This window comes from Vibrio sp. 1401 (assembly GCF_033340295.1).
The window spans coordinates 45,516-65,537 of the sequence record NZ_JAWOWF010000029.1 but is presented as its reverse complement, the minus strand read 5'-3'; the positions used below and the strand labels follow the sequence as shown (position 1 = coordinate 65,537).

General features: G+C 45.5%; 14 protein-coding genes and 5 tRNA genes. 12 read left to right on the top strand and 7 right to left on the bottom strand.

Annotated features, from left to right (window positions below; all coding sequences use genetic code 11):
• Positions 1-164 precede the first annotated feature (164 nt).
• A complete protein-coding gene (ilvY, locus tag R7Z77_RS15340) occupies positions 165-1,055 on the bottom strand; it encodes an HTH-type transcriptional activator IlvY (protein WP_025768266.1) in 891 nt (296 codons plus the stop codon).
• Positions 1,056-1,198: 143 nt separating this feature from the next.
• Between ilvY and ilvC the strand changes: the two genes are divergently transcribed.
• Positions 1,199-2,683, top strand: coding sequence for a ketol-acid reductoisomerase (ilvC, locus tag R7Z77_RS15335; RefSeq protein WP_047103684.1), 1,485 nt, complete (start codon positions 1,199-1,201; stop codon positions 2,681-2,683).
• Between the two features lie 278 nt (positions 2,684-2,961).
• On the opposite strand, the gene ubiK is transcribed toward ilvC, so the two are convergent.
• The 4 genes from ubiK to R7Z77_RS15315 form a co-directional block, all read right to left on the bottom strand.
• On the bottom strand, positions 2,962-3,213 hold the full coding sequence (gene ubiK, locus R7Z77_RS15330; RefSeq protein ID WP_005379099.1) for a ubiquinone biosynthesis accessory factor UbiK: 252 nt from the start codon (positions 3,211-3,213) through the stop codon (positions 2,962-2,964).
• 131 nt (positions 3,214-3,344) lie between these two features.
• Positions 3,345-6,467 (bottom strand): multidrug efflux RND transporter permease subunit VmeD, encoded by a 3,123-nt coding sequence (gene vmeD, locus R7Z77_RS15325; protein ID WP_033907400.1) that lies wholly within the window; start codon positions 6,465-6,467, stop codon positions 3,345-3,347.
• Positions 6,468-6,479: 12 nt separating this feature from the next.
• The gene (locus R7Z77_RS15320; protein ID WP_064353499.1) at positions 6,480-7,583 is read right to left on the bottom strand and encodes an efflux RND transporter periplasmic adaptor subunit; all 1,104 of its coding nucleotides are present in this window, start codon (positions 7,581-7,583) and stop codon (positions 6,480-6,482) included.
• Positions 7,584-7,601: 18 nt separating this feature from the next.
• Entirely contained in the window at positions 7,602-8,183 is a 582-nt protein-coding gene (locus R7Z77_RS15315; RefSeq protein WP_005384254.1) for a TetR/AcrR family transcriptional regulator, read from the bottom strand.
• 170 nt (positions 8,184-8,353) lie between these two features.
• Here R7Z77_RS15315 and rep point away from each other — a divergent pair, with 170 nt between their 5' ends.
• Positions 8,354-10,369, top strand: coding sequence for a DNA helicase Rep (gene rep / locus R7Z77_RS15310; protein ID WP_064353500.1), 2,016 nt, complete (start codon positions 8,354-8,356; stop codon positions 10,367-10,369).
• A 73-nt stretch (positions 10,370-10,442) separates the two neighbouring features.
• Here the strand turns inward: rep and R7Z77_RS15305 are convergent, their stop codons facing one another.
• Positions 10,443-10,856, bottom strand: a complete 414-nt coding sequence (locus tag R7Z77_RS15305) for a c-type cytochrome (RefSeq protein ID WP_005384252.1) — start codon at positions 10,854-10,856, stop codon at positions 10,443-10,445.
• A 335-nt stretch (positions 10,857-11,191) separates the two neighbouring features.
• On the opposite strand from R7Z77_RS15305, the gene R7Z77_RS15300 reads away from it, so the two are divergent.
• From R7Z77_RS15300 to R7Z77_RS15280, 5 genes are all read left to right on the top strand, one after another.
• A tRNA-Arg gene (locus tag R7Z77_RS15300) sits at positions 11,192-11,268 on the top strand.
• 33 nt (positions 11,269-11,301) lie between these two features.
• Positions 11,302-11,377, top strand: a tRNA-His gene (locus R7Z77_RS15295).
• A gap of 69 nt (positions 11,378-11,446) precedes the next feature.
• Positions 11,447-11,523: transfer RNA gene (locus R7Z77_RS15290), tRNA-Pro, on the top strand.
• 48 nt (positions 11,524-11,571) lie between these two features.
• Positions 11,572-11,647 (top strand) — tRNA-His (locus R7Z77_RS15285).
• Positions 11,648-11,711: 64 nt separating this feature from the next.
• Positions 11,712-11,788 (top strand) — tRNA-Pro (locus tag R7Z77_RS15280).
• A gap of 195 nt (positions 11,789-11,983) precedes the next feature.
• Here R7Z77_RS15280 and R7Z77_RS15275 read toward each other — a convergent pair.
• Positions 11,984-12,709, bottom strand: coding sequence for an HAD family hydrolase (locus tag R7Z77_RS15275; RefSeq protein ID WP_005379107.1), 726 nt, complete (start codon positions 12,707-12,709; stop codon positions 11,984-11,986).
• Between the two features lie 661 nt (positions 12,710-13,370).
• Between R7Z77_RS15275 and R7Z77_RS15270 the strand changes: the two genes are divergently transcribed.
• The 5 genes from R7Z77_RS15270 (at position 13,371) to R7Z77_RS15250 (ending at position 19,987) form a co-directional block, all read left to right on the top strand.
• Positions 13,371-15,086 (top strand): dipeptide ABC transporter ATP-binding protein, encoded by a 1,716-nt coding sequence (locus tag R7Z77_RS15270; protein ID WP_005379108.1) that lies wholly within the window; start codon positions 13,371-13,373, stop codon positions 15,084-15,086.
• A gap of 92 nt (positions 15,087-15,178) precedes the next feature.
• Positions 15,179-16,732, top strand: a complete 1,554-nt coding sequence (locus R7Z77_RS15265) for an ABC transporter substrate-binding protein (RefSeq protein WP_005379109.1) — start codon at positions 15,179-15,181, stop codon at positions 16,730-16,732.
• A 147-nt stretch (positions 16,733-16,879) separates the two neighbouring features.
• Positions 16,880-17,857 carry an ABC transporter permease gene (locus R7Z77_RS15260; protein WP_005379110.1) on the top strand — a complete coding sequence of 326 codons (978 nt, stop codon included), beginning with the start codon at positions 16,880-16,882 and terminating at the stop codon, positions 17,855-17,857.
• Positions 17,858-17,859: 2 nt separating this feature from the next.
• Positions 17,860-18,810, top strand: a complete 951-nt coding sequence (locus tag R7Z77_RS15255; RefSeq protein WP_171343022.1) for an ABC transporter permease — start codon at positions 17,860-17,862, stop codon at positions 18,808-18,810.
• Between the two features lie 157 nt (positions 18,811-18,967).
• Complete coding sequence (locus tag R7Z77_RS15250; RefSeq protein ID WP_064376904.1) at positions 18,968-19,987, top strand: SPOR domain-containing protein; 1,020 nt, start codon at positions 18,968-18,970, stop codon at positions 19,985-19,987.
• The last annotated feature ends 35 nt before the right edge of the window (positions 19,988-20,022 follow it).

Sequence of the window (20,022 nt, the reverse complement as noted above, 5' to 3'; positions counted from 1 at the left end):
ACTCAGAAGTGAAACGAAATAGCGCCGATGGTAGTGTGGGGCTTCCCCATGTGAGAGTAGGACATCGCCAGGCTTTAAATTTAAGAAGCCCGCTCGAAAGAGCGGGCTTTTTTGCATCTATAGAGTTTTAAAATTAGCTCACTTTATACCTAAAAAGTGTTCATCTAAGGTGCGATATACTTGCTCTCTGCAACCTTCCAAAAGGCTTTAACAAGCGGATTTTCCAGCTGAGTTTTGTTGCAGCAAACACCAAGTTTAAAAGGTTTAATTGGTAAGACTTTTAAACGATTTATCTTTTCTCTTACCGGACTGTTATTGATTACAACATCAGGTGCGATACCTACTCCACACCCCAATGCAACCATACTTACGATGGCTTCATGTCCGGAAGTTTGTGCGTAAATCTTTGGCTTTATTTTCATTTGTTTGAGCCAACTATTGGCCCTGTCTCTTGCCGTTCCTGCTTCTGGGAGTATGAATGGAATGACCGACCAGTCTGGTTTTTCTTTTTGTAGCTCTTCAGCAAACGCACTAACCCCAACAGGTACGATGACAGAAAGTGGGATTTCACTGATCGTTTCAAATGCGATTTTATTTGGCATCTGTTCTGACTTGGCTGATATGGCAATATCGGCTTCATCTGCTAGTATTTTGTCGATCGCTTGAGCTGGATCGCCGGTTGATAGTTTGAATTCAATGAAAGGGTTCTGAATACGAAAGTCAGATATTAGCTCCGGCAGATGGCTGTAGCTTGCAGTAACAGAACAAAAGAGACGGATTTCTCCTTTCAATTCATCCTCGGTTCCCTTCAGGTGACTCTGATACTGCTGCCATTCGCCAAGAATCTTTAAGGCGACTGGGACTAGCTTTTTACCTTGGATAGTTAAATCAACGCTACGGTTGTCGCGTAAAAACAATTGTTGGCTGGTTTCCTCCTCTAATTTTTGTATCTGTCGGCTTAAGGCTGAAGGGCTAATATGCATTGCCGCTGCGGTCTTGGCGAAACTTTTACTCTCACAGAGATGAATGAAAAGTTGCAGGCTTTTGATATTCATTAAATTTTCATTTCCATGTTGCATAAATTGCAATAACTAATTGTGAATATATCACTTTAAGCAATCTCATGTCTGTTTTAGTATGAAGTTATTCGGTAAGGCAATTACTGACCTCAATGGAAGAATCTCAAAGGAGCACCCAGATGGCTAATTATTTCAATACCCTAAACTTGCGCGAGCAGTTGGACCAATTAGGTCGTTGTCGTTTTATGGACCGCAGTGAGTTCGCTTCAGAAGCGGATTATCTGAAAGGTAAGAAAGTAGTCATTGTAGGTTGTGGTGCTCAAGGTCTTAACCAAGGTCTGAACATGCGCGACTCTGGTCTAGACGTTGCTTATGCGCTTCGCCAAGCCGCGATTGATGAGCAACGCCAGTCATTCAAAAACGCAAAAGACAACGGTTTTGAGGTAGGTAGCTACGAAACGCTAATTCCACAAGCTGATCTAGTAGTAAACCTTACTCCAGATAAGCAGCACACAAACGTTGTTGAGACGGTAATGCCGTTAATGAAAGAAGGCGCAGCACTAGGTTACTCTCACGGTTTCAACGTTGTTGAAGAAGGCATGCAAATCCGTAAAGACCTAACGGTAGTAATGGTTGCACCTAAATGTCCAGGTACGGAAGTTCGTGAAGAATACAAGCGCGGTTTCGGTGTACCGACTCTTATCGCTGTTCACCCAGAGAACGACCCAAAAGGTGAAGGTTGGGATATCGCGAAAGCTTGGGCTGCAGCAACCGGTGGTCACCGTGCAGGCTGTCTAGAGTCTTCTTTTGTTGCTGAGGTGAAATCTGACCTAATGGGTGAGCAAACTATCCTTTGTGGCATGCTACAGGCTGGCTCTATCGTATGTTACGAGAAGATGATTGCTGATGGTATCGATCCTGGCTACGCTGGTAAGCTTCTTCAATACGGTTGGGAAACCATCACTGAAGCACTGAAGTTTGGTGGTATCACTCACATGATGGATCGCCTAACTAACCCTGCAAAAGTGAAAGCATTTGAGCTTTCTGAAGAGCTAAAAGAACTGATGCGTCCGCTATACAACAAGCACATGGATGACATTATCACCGGTCACTTCTCTAGCACTATGATGGCTGACTGGGCAAACGACGATGCAAATCTACTAGGCTGGCGTGCAGAAACAGGTGAAACTGCTTTCGAAAACTACCCAGAAACTGACGTAGAAATCTCTGAGCAAGAGTACTTCGATAACGGTATCTTGATGGTTGCTATGGTTCGTGCGGGTGTTGAGCTAGCATTCGAAGCGATGACGGCATCTGGCATCATCGATGAGTCTGCTTACTACGAGTCTCTACACGAGCTGCCACTTATCGCAAACACTATCGCACGTAAGCGTTTATACGAGATGAACGTGGTTATCTCAGACACTGCGGAATACGGTAACTACCTGTTCGCTAACGTAGCAACGCCGCTTCTACGTGAGAAGTTTATGCCAGCCGTAAATACTGACGTAATTGGTAAAGGTTTAGGTGAAACGTCTAACCAAGTGGATAACGCGATTCTCATCGCTGTGAATGAAACAATCCGTAACCACCCTGTAGAGTACATCGGTGAAGAGCTACGTGGTTACATGACTGATATGAAGCGTATCGCGGTGGGCGGCTAAATGACTGGCCTTAAGGCTCCATTTCGGTGTCGAAGGTGCTCGTTTACTATCGTAAAGTCCGCGCCTTCTCCTAGAAATGAAACCTTAATACAGCGTAATTTACTTAGTCTCAAGTAACGCAGTAGATAAACTCCAGGCAGACCGGAGTGATAAATACAAAATAAAACACAACATCTAATCAAAAGGCTTGGTCGCCGTTGGCCAAGCTTTTTTGTTTTTAGCCGATTTATCTGCGCGCAGATAAGAAAAACGCTCCTTTGTGAGGAGCGCTTTGATACTTATTTTTCTGCAAGCTTTTCTTCAAGTTGCGCCAACTTCTGTTCCATTTCTGTTAGCTTTTGACGTGTACGTAGTAAAACTTGAGTTTGAACATCAAACTCTTCGCGACTTACAACATCTAGCTTGTTTAGTTGGCCTTGGATTACTTGACGAACTTTCTGATCGACATCAGAGCCCAACTCTTTTACAGGTTGAGGCATTGAGTCGTGAATCTGTTTAGCAATTTGCTCTAATTTCTTTGGGTCAAACATAGTGGCTAAAACTCCTTTTGATTTGTCCTCATTTTAAGTAAATGATACGTGAAAGTCGCCATTTAGATGGTAAAAAAGAGAGCGGCAATAAAAAAGGCCACCGAAGTGACCTTTTTGAATGCCTTAATAGCTTATCTGTTATCCGCTAATTCACGATGAGCTGCTTTCGCTTCGTCAACTCGCGCTAACTTCTCCAAGTCTTTGTCTTCAACAAATACTGGCAGAGGTTTGTGTTTTTCAGCTAGGTAGCTGTAAATCACAGGTAGCACGAATAGTGTGAACAGTGTACCGATTGCAAGGCCAGCAACGATGACGATACCGATACTGAAACGTTGCGCGGCACCTGCACCTGTTGCGTACATCAGTGGGATCAGACCTGCGATCATCGCTGCAGTGGTCATTAGGATAGGGCGAAGACGCACTTTCGCAGCTTCCATCACCGCATCAATACGAGACAGTTTATTATGTAACTGCTCTTCCTTGGCGACTTCACAGATCAAGATACCGTGCTTGGTTATTAGGCCGACCAGCGTGATCAAACCAACCTGCGAGTATATGTTCATCGAGGCCGTACCCCAGGCCAATGCGATCAAGGCACCACATATTGCCAGAGGTACAGATACCATGATGACAATAGGATCGCGGAGTGATTCAAATTGAATCGCCAGAACGAGGAAGATGATCGCAAGTGCAAGACCGAAGGTTGCATACAAGGCACTACCTTCCGTTACAAACTGACGAGATTCGCCCATGTAATCATGGTTATACCCTGCAGGCAGTTTGGTTTGTGCAATATTTTCAAACCAATTAACTGCATCCCCCATCGAAACACCAGGGCCTGTAACAGCACCCACAGTTGCTGAGTTTAGCTGGTTGAAGTGTGGCAAAGAGCGAGGCTCAGCCACCACATCAATGGTAATCAGACTACCTAATGGAACCGCTTTACCATCCACAGAGCGTACATAGTAGTTCTTCATCGATTCTGGGTTTAGACGCCATTTACGCTCAACCTGAGGAATTACCTCATAAGAGCGGCCATTTAGGTCGATACGGTTTACATAACCATCTGCCATCATGGTGCTGAGGGTGATACCAATGTCTTGCATAGTCACACCGTAGGCACCGGCTTTGTCTTTATCGATCTTGATCTTCATCGTTGCAGAATCATATTTCAGATCCAGATCGGAATAGACAAACATTGGACTGCTTGCTACTTCCGACAGAATGTCATTTGCAACGGTAAACAAACTTTCAAAGTTGTTTGGCGTTGTAATTACGAACTGTACAGGAAGGCCTGAACCAGCACCTGGTAGCTCCGGCATTTCGTAGGCAGCAATAGACATTCCCGGAATGCTCGAAACAAGCCCACCAACACGCTGTTTGATTTCTGCTTGGCTCGCTTCTCGTTCGCCCCATGGTTTGAGTGTAGCTAAACCAAACGCTTGGTTAGAATCCGGTACACCGTTAAATACCTGAGCGTATTCCACTTCTGGTTGATCAGAGAGAATCTTATTCACATCATCCATGGTGTTTTGGATGTAGTCCAAATTCGAATTTGATGGTGCGGTCCCTATGAGTACTACAACACCTTTATCTTCAGATGGAGCTAGCTCGCTAGGAATAAACTTGAATAGGACTGGTAAACTTGCGAATACAATTATCGCAAACACGATCACCACTGGTCGGCTAGCCATTATTGCTTTTAACATGCTTGCGTAGCGATTAGTCATGCCATCAAGTACATGGTGAACTTTTTGCTCAAACTTGCTTGGCTTCTCGTTCGCCTTCAGCATCTTCGAACACATCATTGGTGATAGTGTCAAAGCGATGATGCCGGATACGAATACTGAACCTGCCAGTGTCAAAGCGAACTCTTTGAACAATGAACCGGTGATACCACCCATCAATGCGATCGGCGCGTACACTGCACCTAGCGTCAATGTCATCGCGATAACTGGAACCGCAATTTCACGCGTACCAATAATTGCAGCTCGGAATGGCGATTCCCCTTCTTTGATGTGACGGTCAACGTTTTCTAGTACAACGATCGCGTCATCCACCACCAGACCGATGGCAAGCACCATCGCCAGTAGCGTCATCAAGTTCCAAGAGAAACCCATTGCCTGCATCACCATTGCCACACCAATCAATGAAAGTGGAATGGTCACGATAGGAATGATTACCGCGCGGAATGAACCTAGGAACAGTGTGATAACCACAAGTACGATGACCGCTGCTTCAAGAATCGTTTTCACTACTTCGTGAATCGATTCGTTGATGGCGATAGTTGAGTCGTACATCACGTTCATTTTGATGTTACTTGGTAGGTTGCGCTCAAGCTGAGGCAACAGTTCAAGTACGTCTGCTGCAATGTTGATTGGGTTAGCGCTTGGTGCTGCGTTGATCGCCGCAACCACGGCTTCTTGACCGTTTGCACTTGCGCGATAAACGTCGTGACTCTTCTCCAGCGTTACTTTAGCGATATCACCTAGGCGGATGACATCCCCTTCACCAGTTTTCACGACCAATGCTTCAAGTTCAGCAACGTTTGATACCTGAGTATCTGCGCTACCGTTATAAAGTACGAACTCACCCGTCGCTTGACCGGTTGCAGATTGGTAGTTGTTGGCGTTAAGAACGCTCATCACATCCGTAGCGGTCAACTTCAAAGCGCCCATTTTGGCAGGATCTAGCCATACGCGCAGTGCGTACTTCATACCACCATACAGGTCAACTTTGGATACACCGTTTACAGTGAACAACTGCGGGTTGATTACACGCTCAAGGTAGTCAGTGATCTGGCTTGAAGATAACTCGTCACTCGTAAAGCCGATGTACAGTACCGCCGTTGTCGAACCTGTCGACATGGTTACGGTTGGATCTTCGGCTTCTTTTGGAAGCTGAGAACGTACTGAGTTCGTTTTCGCTAAGATATCAGCCAATGCTGCATTCGGGTCAGTATTCAACTTCATGTTGACAGTAATGGTTGATTTACCTAGTACCGATTGCGAAGTCATGTAATCAATATTATCGGCTTGCGCCACCGCTTGCTCCAATGGCTGAGTAATAAAGCCTTGGATCAAGTTGGCACTTGCACCGTAGTAACTGGTGGTCACGGTGACCACCGTATTCGTCATTTCAGGGTACTCACGAACTTGCATTTTGAACACCGCTTGCAAACCAAGCAATGCAATCAAAAAGCTGATCGATACCGCTAAAACTGGACGTTTTATAAAAACATCTGTAAAGCGCATGATGCCTCCAACTTAAAGCATTGGTGTTTCAGCAGGTGGGGTAGTTGCATCGCTTTCGACAATGCTTACTTTCGCATGGTTACTCAAACGGACTTGACCCGATGTCACTACCACATCACCTGGCTTCACGCCTTCTAGAATGTGTGCGATATTTTTAGAGCGTTCGCCAACTTTTACCACATGCTGCTTAACGCGTTTTTCGCCATCTTCTTCTGTTACGATGTAAACATTGTCGCCATATAGCGTAAATGTGATCGCGGTTTGAGGTAGAGTGACCTGATTTTCTAACTTAGGCAGAATGATGTTTGCACGCGCGAACATACCACTACGCAGTTTGCCGTCACTGTTAGGGATATCCGCTTGAACTTGAATCAAACCACTTTGTACGTTAACCGCAGGCTCAATCGCAGAAATTGAACCTTTGAAAGGCTGTTCTGGGTAGGCATCCACGAAGATATCCACTTCTTGGTCGATATTGATACGTGAAATATCGGTTTGCGGCACGGTAAAGCGTAAACGCATCACGCTGGTGTCTTCCAGGCGAACAATATCGGTACCCGCTTGTAGGTACTGACCTAGGTACACGTTACGAATACCTACTACACCATCAAATGGCGCTTTGATTTCGCGTCGGTCGATGGTCGCTTTCAAGCTTTCAATGTCCGCTTTTAAGGAGAAGTAGTTCGCTTCTGCTTCGTCATACGCTTCTTTAGAAATAGAGCCTTTTTTAAATAGCCCTTGGTAGCGTTTGTATTTCGCTTCTGCTGCTGGCAACTTGGCTTGCGAGCTCTTTAAATTCGCTTTCTCAACGTCAGAGTCAAGCAGTACTAGTGGCTGACCTGCTTTGACTTGAGTACCGGAATCAAATGCGATTTTATCGATAACACCGCTCGTTTCGTTCGCTACCGTCACGCCTTGATTTGGCTCGATAAAACCAATTGCCTCGATGACTGGTACCCAATCCACCGCTTGCACTTCAGTTACGGTTACTGGGAATGCTGGTTCAGGGCGATTGGCAAACTGCTCCATTTTGTCTTTGATATCAATTAGTCTGTATGTAACAACGCTACCAAAAAGTAATAAAACAATTGATAGCATCAAAATCCACTTTTTCATTCTATTAAGAACTCCAAGTTAGTGTTTAATAATTGCATCCCAACTGGCTTCAATAGCGGCCTCTAATGCCGTCTTATCCAGTTGATAAAATCCCAAAGCGTGTTTCCGAGCAAGTGCAACACTTGCCTCAAAACTTAATCCAGAAAGTACTTCGTTATCGAGAAGCTTGAATACTCCCTCGTCTTTACCCTGATTAAAAAGAAGATCTACTTGGGCAAACATTTGTCTCTCAAGTTCCCGAGCTTTGCTACTATTTGAACAGGGTAAAGATTCATATTGGACTCGGTTGCTGATCGCACTTAAGTTCGAGCTCGCTAGATTCCAAATATTGAGCCACATGGTTCGATAACGCTGTTTTAAAGGCATCTCTTCACTAACACCTAGTTGCACCGCAGTAGCAACACGCTTAGCAACGTTAAGGCGTAGTTCCTCTAAAAGATGTTCTTTATCTGAGAAATAACGGTAAATCGTCCCTGCTGCGACACCTGCCTCATTGGCGAGCTTTTGCATGGAAAGCCCTTGAAAGCCAGATTCAGCAATGAGTTGTTCAGCAGCGACTAAGATTTGTTCTCGTTTATCTACAGCAGGGTTATCCTTCATAATGTCACCCTTTAGTGAATGAACGTTCATTCATTATAGCTTAAATACCCGCCATTTATGCAACAGAATATTGCACTTAATTGGTGTGAAAATTACAAGAAATCAGCATAGCTTTCACGAGGCCACCCCTTTATCATAGGCGCCACATTCATCACCCGCAGAGAATTTCTATGAAGCTGAACCCTAGTCAAGATGAAGCCGTGAAATACGTGTCTGGTCCATGCCTAGTGCTAGCTGGTGCTGGCTCGGGCAAAACTCGTGTTATTACCAATAAAATCGCTTATCTGGTTCAGCAATGTGGTTACAAAGCGCGTAACATTGCGGCGGTGACGTTTACCAACAAAGCAGCACGTGAAATGAAGGAGCGTGTAGGTCAAACGTTAGGGAAAGGTGAGTCTAAAGGTTTGATGGTATCAACATTCCACACTTTAGGATTGAACATCATCAAGCGTGAGTACAAGTATTTAGGGTTGAAAGCGGGCTTCTCACTGTTTGATGACCAAGACCAGCTAGCGCTGCTCAAAGAACTTACCGAAAAGCAGCTTGATGGTGATAAAGATCTGCTACGTCAGCTTCTGAGTTGTATTTCCAACTGGAAAAACGACATGTTGACGCCAGAGCAAGCCAAAGCGCGTGCGCAAGGTGAACAGCAACAATTGTTTGCGTTCTGTTTTGATATGTACCAAAAGCAAATGAAAGCCTATAACGCGCTCGATTTTGATGACCTAATTTTGATGCCCGTTTTACTCTTACGTAATCATGAAGACGTTCGTCAGCGTTGGCAGAATCGTATCCGTTACCTACTGGTTGACGAGTATCAAGATACCAACACGAGTCAGTATGAGCTGGTCAAATTAATTGTCGGAGAACGTGGGCGATTGACTGTTGTAGGGGATGACGATCAGTCTATTTATTCATGGCGTGGTGCGAAACCTCAGAACCTCGTGTTGCTGGGTGAAGATTATCCGAATTTGCGTTTGATTAAGCTAGAGCAAAACTACCGTTCAACGAGTCGAATCCTGCGTGCGGCCAACATTTTGATAGCTAACAACCCTCACGTCTATGAGAAGTCTTTGTTCTCTGAAATTCCTGACGGTGAAAAACTCAAAGTGTTGTTGGCTAAAAATGAAGAGCACGAAGCAGAGCGCGTAACGGGTGAACTAATTGCGCATAAGTTCCTAAACCGTACCGAATATAAAGATTATGCGATTCTATATCGTGGTAACCACCAATCACGTTTGATTGAAAAGTCTCTGATGCAAAACCGTGTACCGTATAAAATTTCTGGTGGCACCTCGTTTTTTGCACGCGCAGAGATTAAAGACATCATGGCGTATTTGCGTGTTTTGGTTAATCCGGATGACGACAATGCATTTTTGCGCATTGTGAACACTCCGCGACGTGAAATTGGCCCAGTAACGTTAGAGAAATTAGGCAGTTATGCCAATATGCGAGGCAAGAGCCTGTTTGAGTCGAGCTTTGAAATGGGGCTCGAACAGCACCTAACGGGACGTGGCCTAGAAAACCTGCGTCGTTTCACCCAATGGCTAGTGGCGATTGCTGATCAAGCTGAGCGTGGTGATACCGTCGAAGCGGTTCGTTCGCTAGTTCGTGATATCCATTATGAAGATTGGCTATACGAAACTTCAACAAGTCCGAAAGCCGCTGAAATGCGAATGAAGAACGTTTCTGACCTTTATTCATGGATAGTGGCGGACCTAGAGGGTGACAACTACGATCAAGAAGAGAAAACGTTAAAAGAAGTCGTTCAACGTTTGACCTTGCGTGACATGATGGAGCGCGGTGAAGAAGATGAAGACAGTGATGCAGTACAACTGATGACCTTGCACGCATCAAAAGGCCTTGAGTTCCCATATGTATACTTAATTGGGTCCGAAGAAGGTATTTTACCGCACCAAACCAGTATTGATGAAGATAACGTGGAAGAAGAGCGTCGCCTGATGTACGTTGGTATTACTCGAGCGCAACGTGAACTGACTTTCACTATGTGCAAAGAGCGTCGGCAGTTTGGCGAGTTGATCAAACCTACTCAAAGCCGCTTTTTGGATGAGTTGCCATTTGATGACGTTGAATGGGAAGTAAACAAAAAGCCAGTATCAGCAGAAGAGCGTATGGCGAAAGGTCAAGCACACATTGCCAATATTCGAGCAATGTTTAAGAAGTAAAGTAACCTTGTTCTCACTGACTAAAAACAAAAAGGCTTGCCAACTGGCAAGCCTTTTTCGTTGATGTCTTTACTTATAGACCTTCAATCATGTGGTCAATTGCTGCGATGATTTCATCGTCAGAACAGTCCATACAGGTTCCTTTGGCTGGCATCGCATTGAAGCCTTCTAATGCGTGCTTCACTAACGTATCTTTGCCTTGTGCAATACGCGGTGCCCAATCATCGGCATTACCTGTTTTAGGTGCGCCGTTTACACCAGATGCGTGACAAGCAATACAAAAAGTACCATAAACTGTGGCGCCATCACGTGGACCGGTTGGTTCTTCTTTCACTGGCTCAGAACCTGCTAGATAAACATCACCGACAGGTTGGATGCGTTCTGCGATCGCATCGTATTCAGTTTGGCTGATGTCAGAAGCTAAAGCTGCCGTAGAAAACGTTAAGGCAGCGAACAAAACGCTAATCATTTGTCGAGACATATCCATTAAACCCACTTCACATTCCCGAGGTAAGTGACTTACCTATTTATATAGTTAGAGTATTAATGCCGAGCAGAGAAATCATTAAATTCCACTGAATGGCATAGAATGATTAGACAACTTGGTTGCAGCTGTTAAATCAATGTAAATAATGGGTGATTATATCCCGATAACTTGTTGCAATAAACAACAAGTTATCCATGACAGGGCGTGAATCACATCAAAAATCCACTTTAACGGAAGATAACTGTCGAAAAAGAGACCAAACGATAAAAAAAGTAAAAAAAGTACTAGACGGCATAGTGTGATATCCGTATTATTCCACTCCGCCGATAGGGCATGCGCCCGTAGCTCAGTTGGATAGAGCGTTGGCCTCCGGAGCCAAAGGTCGAAGGTTCGAATCCTTTCGGGCGTACCATTGCCTCGGAGGATACATCGGTAAAAATCAGTGGTGGCTATAGCTCAGTTGGTAGAGCCCCGGATTGTGATTCCGGTTGTCGCGAGTTCAAGTCTCGTTAGCCACCCCATTCTTTCTTTTTGAGATTGAATGCGGTAGCATTGCTCCCAATCTTGATTCAATCAAGATAAAACATCGTCGGTGAATAGCGCAGCTTGGTAGCGCATCTGGTTTGGGACCAGAGGGTCGGGGGTTCGAATCCCTCTTCACCGACCACTATTTAGTTTATGGCTCTAATAGAGCGGTAAACAGCAAAAATTGATGGTGGCTATAGCTCAGTTGGTAGAGCCCTGGATTGTGATTCCGGTGGTCGCGAGTTCGAATCTCGTTAGCCACCCCATTAATTAAGGTGACTTCTTAGTTGAAGTGTCCTGTCTGATTTGAGAAAATCAGCAAATACAGTTCGGTGAATAGCGCAGCTTGGTAGCGCATCTGGTTTGGGACCAGAGGGTCGGGGGTTCGAATCCCTCTTCACCGACCACTATTTAAAGCCTCAGTCGAAAGACTGGGGCTTTTTTGCATCTCTCCTGAAAAGAATCGGCATTCCATTTCAATTTTCCCCAAAAGTGTACAGCTCTAGGGGCTTTTGACCACCTATGATCCAAATGCTTTTCGAGCTGACAAAATAAACCCCAGAGCAGTGTCTGGGGTTTTGTAGTTTTCTAATCCGCTGCTTTTATTGGGCGAGTGTTTTAAGGATTTCTTTCAGTTCTACCGTTTCTTGGATTTCAAAACTTGGCGTTATATCCGTTGAGTTGCTTGCGCCTGTCGCATTCACCCACACACTCAAAATGCCCATATTGTTAGCGCCAGCAATGTCAGCAGGTAAAGAGTCGCCCACGTGTAGAGCCTCTTCTGGTTTTACTTCGACCAAGTCGAGCGCTTTTTGGAAAATACTTGTAGCAGGTTTCTCTTCTGGCTCTTCTCCTCCCACAATAATATGGTCCACCCAGTTGCTCATTTGTGTCGCGTTTAATTTAGGGTGTTGAGAAAAAATCGGGCCGTTAGTGATCACGACGAGTTTGTAATGTTGACGAAGGTCGCTGAGCATTTCTTTTACACCAGGGAAGAAAGTGAACGCGCCCATACGTGCAGAGTCAAAGTAGTCTTGAGCTTGTTGAGCCTCTTTTGCAGTGATGCTGACGCCTTGCTCCGCCAAGATGTTTTGGATCAGGCCACAACGGAAGGCATTTTCATCGGGTAGCAGAGCCACAAGGTGAGGGAACTCAGCATTCAGCTTTTTGTATACACCCTGCAAGTAGCGCTGCAAAAACGCTTTTGGCTCGGTAACTTGTGGATAGGTCTTATGAATCCAAGTTGTAAACGCTTGTCCTGCAACTTTATCGGCTTGTGACGTTGCACATAAAGTCTCGTCCATATCAAAAAAAATCGCTTTAAGCACAGGGGCTCCTTTTATTTACGGCTTGGCTTTGACACTGTTCATCTATTATCCCACTCTCAATTGTGTCGTAAAGGGTTAAAACCGGCGAGTTTTCTTATGACGTACGAATGAGGATAGCGGTACTTTCCTTTGCTTAGTCAATAAACCGCTTAAGTGGCGCATATTCTGCGTTGGAGCAGGATTTGTGTGGTTTTGCTGTTTTGTTCACGTTTTGACCTATCCTTTCTCTTCCTAAGTTTGGCTTTTTGTATTTGCCGACTATTTTATTAATAGTTTTTTATGTTGAAAAAACACTTTTTGCATATGATATTGTTTGTTAAATGTTAATAAATGCACATGAATAATATGGTTAATGATCTTGTTTAGCTCATGTTTACTTTTAGAGCATTTTTCTAGTTTTATTGGTGCATGACGCACAAAAATAGTGTGATATGAAAATGGTTAAATACTTGTTAATGCATTTTTATTCGCTAATTGTGCGTTTATTTAATGTTTTTTCGGCGGAATATACTTTAATTGTTGCTTTTTTGTGTGATTTTTGCCAAATTATTTCCGCATTAAGATTTCAGAGTATTATTCTGAATTTGAACGGATTCATTCAGGTGATGAATGGTGCTTTTGGCATGATTCGATACCACAGACAAGGCAGTAGAGGTCTGAAATGTCACTATTAGAAGTGAAAAACCTTCGTATTGAATACCCATCCCGACACGGCGTTCACGCTGCCGTGAAGTCACTTTCTTTTCATATTGAACGTGGTGAAATCGTGGGTGTTGTTGGCGAATCAGGTGCGGGTAAATCCACCGTTGGTAACGCCGTTATTGATTTGCTTAGCCCTCCAGGTCGCGTTGCTAGCGGCGATGTTTTCTTGGATGGAGAAAAAATTTCTGGCCTATCACCAGAAGCGATGCGTAAGGTTCGCGGCTCGAAAATAGGTTTTATTTTCCAAGATCCGATGACCTCGCTCAATCCACTTTTTACTGTTGAGCAACAGCTGAAAGAGACGATCCACGCCAACATGAAGGTCTCTGATGAAGAGGCGTATCAGCGCGCGCTTTCTCTTATGCAGCAGGTTGGTATTCCTCAACCAGAAAACCGCTTAAAGCAGTACCCGCACCAATTCTCTGGTGGTATGCGTCAGCGTGTTGTCATTGCCATTGCTTTGGCTGGTGAGCCTGATCTCATCATTGCGGACGAACCAACTACGGCGTTAGACGTTTCTATCCAAGACCAAATCCTCAACTTGATCCGCGAGCTGTGTATCAAGAACAATGTCGGCTGTATGTTGGTTACTCACGATATGGGTGTCGTCTCCAACGTCACCGATCGCGTGGCGGTAATGTATCGTGGTGACTTGGTGGAGTTTGGACCAACAGCCAAAGTATTGGGCGATCCTGATCACTCTTATACTCGCAGTCTAATTTCAGCGGTACCACGTTCAGACAGAAAGCTAGATCGTTTCCCGTTAGTAAGCTATATCGAAGAAGCGGCGGAAATGGAGCCACTCGATATCAAGAACCACTGGTTAGGACAAAGCCAAGATGAGCGTGAGTACACTGGCCCGCTTTTGGACGTGAAGAACGTCAATCTTCGCTTTGTGACCAAAGACTCTTTGTTCGAGAGCCGCCGAGAATACGTGCAAGCATCTAATAATGTGAGCTTTGAAGTGCACGAAGGCGAAACCTTTGGTTTGGTGGGCGAGTCTGGTTCAGGTAAATCGACCATTGCACGTGTGATTGCTGGTTTATACCAACCTAACTCTGGTCAGGTGAAATTCGAGGGCATTGACCTGACCGCTTTAACCTCTGAGAAAGAGCGCCGCCCGATGCGTCGTCAAATGCAGATGGTGTTCCAAAACCCATATACTTCAATGAACCCTCGTATGAAGGTATTCGATATTATTGCTGAGCCAATCCGTTTCCATAAATTGACGAAAAACGAGTCGGAAACTCGCCAAATCGTAAATGACCTATTGGATCATGTTGGTTTGGGTCGAATGGCTGGGCTTAAGTACCCTCATGAATTCTCCGGTGGTCAGCGTCAGCGTATTTCTATTGCGCGTGCGTTGGCGACTCGTCCTCGACTTTTGATTTGTGATGAACCGACCTCAGCACTGGACGTATCGGTACAGGCACAAATTCTAAACTTGCTGAAAGATCTGCAAAGTGAGCTGAACTTGACTATGTTGTTTATCAGCCACGATTTACCTGTTATTCGTCAGATGTGTGACCGAGTAGGTGTGATGCAAATGGGTACACTTTTAGAAGTGGCACCAACAGAACAGTTATTCACGGCACCTCAACACGAATACAGCAAAAAATTGATTTCTCTGATGCCGGAGTTTACTGGCTTGCGAGAAGAGATCGAAACGGCATAAACCAAGCAATTCGCTTGGCTAACCTTTAGTCATAACAAAGACGCAAACACAACAACAAGGGATCCGTATCCCCGCATGAAGGAGTTATGCAAATGAAAACCATGAAAAGCAAATTAGCAGTGGCGCTAATGGCTGCGGGCCTAAGCTTTAACGCAATGGCAGCAGATATCAAAGTTGGCTATGCAGCTGACCCAGTATCGCTTGACCCACATGAGCAGCTATCAGGTGGCACACTGCAAATGTCACACATGGTATTTGATCCGTTGGTTCGCTTTACTCAAAAAATGGATTTCGAGCCTCGTCTAGCAGAAAGCTGGGAACGTATTAACGATACGACTGTTCGTTTCAAACTGCGTGAAGGTGTGAAATTCCATTCTGGCAATACTCTAACGGCTGACGACGTCGTGTGGACGTTCCAGCGTTTACAAAGCTCTCCTGACTTTAAAAACATCTTCGACCCGTACGAAAAAATCGTCAAAGTTGACGACAACACGTTCGATCTTGTAACTAAAGGTCCTTACCCACTAGTGTTGCAAACCGCAACGTACATTTTCCCTATGGACAGCAAGTTCTACACGGGTAAAACCGCAGACGGCAAAGACAAGTCTGAACTAGTGAAGCACGGTAACTCATTTGCATCGACTAACGTATCTGGCACGGGTCCGTTCATCGTGACATCACGTGAGCAGGGCGTAAAAGTGGAATTTGAACGCTTTAAAGATTACTGGGACAAAGAGTCGAAAGGTAACGTTGATAAGCTAACACTTGTTCCAATCAAAGAAGACGCGACTCGTGTAGCAGCGCTGCTTTCTGGCGGTGTTGACATGATTCACCCTGTAGCGCCAAACGACCACAAACGCGTTGAAGATGCTGACGGCATCGACCTAGTTACGCTACCTGGTACTCGTATCATCACGTTCCAACTAAACCAAAACAGCAACGAAGCATTGAAAGACGTTCGCGTTCGCCAAGCGATTGTTCACGCAATCAATAACGAAGGTATCGTGAAGAAAATCATGAAAGGCTTCGCAACGGCCGCTGGTCAGCAAAGCCCGGCAGGTTACGTGGGTCACGATGACAAACTGGTTCCTCGCTACGATCTGAAGAAAGCGAAAGAGCTGATGAAAGAAGCGGGTTACGAAAATGGCCTGACGCTAACGATGATCGCACCAAACAACCGTTACGTGAACGATGCGAAAGTAGCACAAGCGGCGGCGGCAATGTTGTCTAAGATCGGTATCAAGGTTGATCTGAAGACCATGCCAAAAGCGCAGTACTGGCCTGAGTTTGACAAGTGTGCGGCAGACATGCTGATGATCGGTTGGCACTCAGATACAGAAGACTCAGCGAACTTCAACGAGTTCCTAACTATGACTCGTAACGAAGAAACCGGTCGTGGTCAGTACAACTGTGGTTACTACTCAAACCCAGAAATGGACAAAGTGGTTGAAGCTGCGAACGTAGAGACGGATCCTGCGAAACGTGCAGAAATGCTGAAGGGCGTAGAAGCGACACTATACAACGACGCAGCGTTCGTACCGCTACACTGGCAAAGTGAAGCATGGGGCGCGAAGTCTAACGTGAAAGCAGCAGATATCGTTAACCCAATGGTAATGCCTTACTTCGGTGACCTAGTGGTTGAATAATCACGGTTAGTCGACTTTGAGGAGGGATGGATTTCCCTCCTCAACTTAAAGCACTCGACTCAGTTTTGTTTCAGTCGGATTGAGTTGGTTATTTAGACTGAATTTTCTCTCTAATTTAGAGATCTATGGATAGTTAAGGGGCAAGGAATGTTTTCGTTTCTGGTCAAGCGCCTGTTTCAGGCACTGATAGTGATGTTTGTGATCAGTTTGGTGGCGTTTGCCATTCAGGACAACCTGGGTGATCCGCTGCGTGAGCTTGTAGGTCAGTCGGTTTCGGAATCGGAGCGTCAAGCGCTACGCGACGACTTGGGCCTGAACGATCCCTTTATCACAAAGTACACGCGCTTTGTGGGTAATGCACTGCAAGGTGATTTGGGTACCTCATATTTTTTCAAGCGACCTGCGGTTGAGGTGATTCTCGACAAGCTGGTAGCTACATTAGAGCTCGTGTTTGGCGCGACGCTTATCATCATTGTTTTCTCTATTCCGCTTGGGGTGTACTCTGCGATTCATCCTAAGAGTGTTTTTACCAAATTTGTCATGGCGATGAGCAGTGTCGGCATCTCGATTCCGGTGTTCTTAACCGCAATCATGCTGATGTATGTCTTCTCCATAGAACTTGGTTGGTTGCCTTCCTATGGGCGAGGTGAAACCGCTAACGTACTCGGTTGGGAATCTGGCTTCTTTACCATTGATGGTATCAAGCACCTCATCCTACCTTGTATTGCGCTAGCGTCTATCATGCTGCCGTTGTTCATCCGTTTGGTACGTTCAGAAATGCTGGAAGTTCTGAGTTCGGAATACATTAAGTTCGCCAAAGCAAAAGGTTTGAACTTACAAAAGATTTATTACCAACATGCACTTAAGAACACCATGCTACCAGTATTGACGGTAGGTGGCGTGCAGATTGGTACCATGGTGGCCTACACCATTCTTACTGAAACCGTGTTCCAATGGCCGGGCACTGGCTTCCTTTTCCTAGAGGCAATCAACCGTGTAGATACACCGCTGATCACTGCCTACGTTATCTTTGTTGGTCTGATCTTCGTGGTAACCAATACCATCGTTGACTTGCTGTACGGCATCATCAACCCAACTGTGAACCTAACTGGAAAAGGAGCTTAATCATGAGCCAATCAAATTTAACACCAGCTCCTGCTCCATCAACGTGGCAGCGCTTCAAAGAGTCAGATTTTCTGTATTACTTCAAACGCGACAAAGTGGCGATGGCGAGTTTTACCGTCTTTATGATGTTCTTAGTATTGGCATTGGCTGCACCGATTCTTGCGCCAACAGACCCGTACGATCTGACGTCTATCGACATCATGGATTCTGAGTTGCCACCTTCGTGGATGGAAGATGGCGATGAGCGCTTTGTGTTGGGTACTGACGAGCAAGGTCGTGATATTTTATCGACCATTCTTTACGGCTCTCGTCTGTCTCTAACCATCGGCTTCCTGGCGGTTGGCCTTCAGTTGGTACTGGGTATCATCATTGGTTTGTCGGCGGGTTATTTCGGCGGCCGTATCGATAGCTTCTTGATGCGTTTTGCAGACGTACAGTTGTCGTTCTCGACCATGATGGTCGCGATCATCGTGTCAGCTATCTTCAAAGCCAGCTTTGGCAGTGATTTTTACAGCCAATATGCGGTGGTCATGCTGGTGGTGATCATCGGTGTGGCAGAATGGCCGCAATACGCACGTACTATTCGTGCCTCGGTATTGGCAGAGAAGAAGAAAGAATACGTCGAAGCGGCGCGTGTGATGGGCTTTAAAGCGCCTCGAATCATGTTCCGTCACATTCTGCCGAACTGTCTATCGCCAATCTTGGTTATCTCGACGGTACAGGTAGCGAACGCGATCATGTCGGAAGCGGCGCTGTCATTCCTAGGTTTGGGTCTGCCAGTCGATCAGCCGTCTCTGGGTGCGCTAATCAGCATCGGCTTTAACTACATCTTCTCTGGTGCATGGTGGATTACTGCTTTCCCTGGCATCGTGCTCGTAACATTGGTTTTGGTTATCAACCTGTTGGGCGACTGGCTACGTGATGTATTCAACCCGAAACTGTACAAAGGATAAGAATTTTCCCATCAAGCGTTGTAAATTCGCTTAATTCCTTCCTAAACTGAGAGCCGGATGCAAATTCCGGCTCTTTTTTTGCTAGTTATTCTTTGTTCACATTTTTTTGGCGCTTTTCCGCCATGATGACCTTACCCACTAATTTAGAGTGAAGTGTATGGAAATGAAGAAGGCCCAACGCCCATCTAACGTCTTCCAAGCAAGCCTGGCTTTGGGTTTGTTGCTGGTATGCGCCCAGTTTTCTAATCCAGTTGAGGCGGAGGAGTTCCTTTGCCAAGCGACTCAAGCCAGCGAGAAAGAATTACCGATGCTTGAGAAAACGTGCCCAATTGGTAACGGAGTATGGGGAAAGAAAGTGCCGCAGGGGGGCAACTACCTTTACTGGATTCAATGCGGATTGCTACCCAAGCCTATGTCTCTCGCGAAAGCTAAGCCTCTCTATAGTAAAATCACGACCGACGTATGGATGAAGCCTGAATCCAAAGGCTATCGCTGTTTGATTGGACCTTACAAGGCATTGTCTGATGCGAGGGATGACTTACGAGGAGTCAAAACCTTGTCGAATTACAAAGAGGCGTTCATCCGAGTGGTTGGGAAAGGGACGAAACAACCAGTAACACCACCTACACCTAAATCTACTGTATCGTCGAAATCAGCCGCATCTTCGGTTAAGCCAACACCGACGGTGACCCCGAAACCCGCGCCAGTTCCTGCTGTGCGAGCTGATACCGACGCCTTTAAAGCGCGGGCAGAGAAGCCAGATACCAAGGCAAAAAGTTCACGTGATAGCTCTTCGTCTAAGCCTGTTGCTAAGACCAAAGCGAAGCCAATTGTCACCGGAAATGATGACATTGAAGTTCGCTTGAGTACTTCAGTACAGGGCAAAACGTACGTGGTCCCATATTTACTCGATCACCATAATCAGTTTTACATGGAACATGGTAAGCCGTGGAACCGCCTCAACTACGAAAACTCGCACAAAGTATGTCAGCAACTGGGTATGAGCTTAGCCAACCCTGCAGAGTTTAAAGCGCTGAGGGCGTCTGGGGTGATGGAAAAAAATCAATGGCCACTGCAACTGCCGTATTGGGGCAAAGATAAGAAAGGTTTGTTCGCCGATCGTGAGCCCAATCAGCTCACCGGGACCTCATTATTGAACGTGGTGTGCGTGAAATAACGACTCAGATATTGTGGTCAAAATATAGAAGAAAG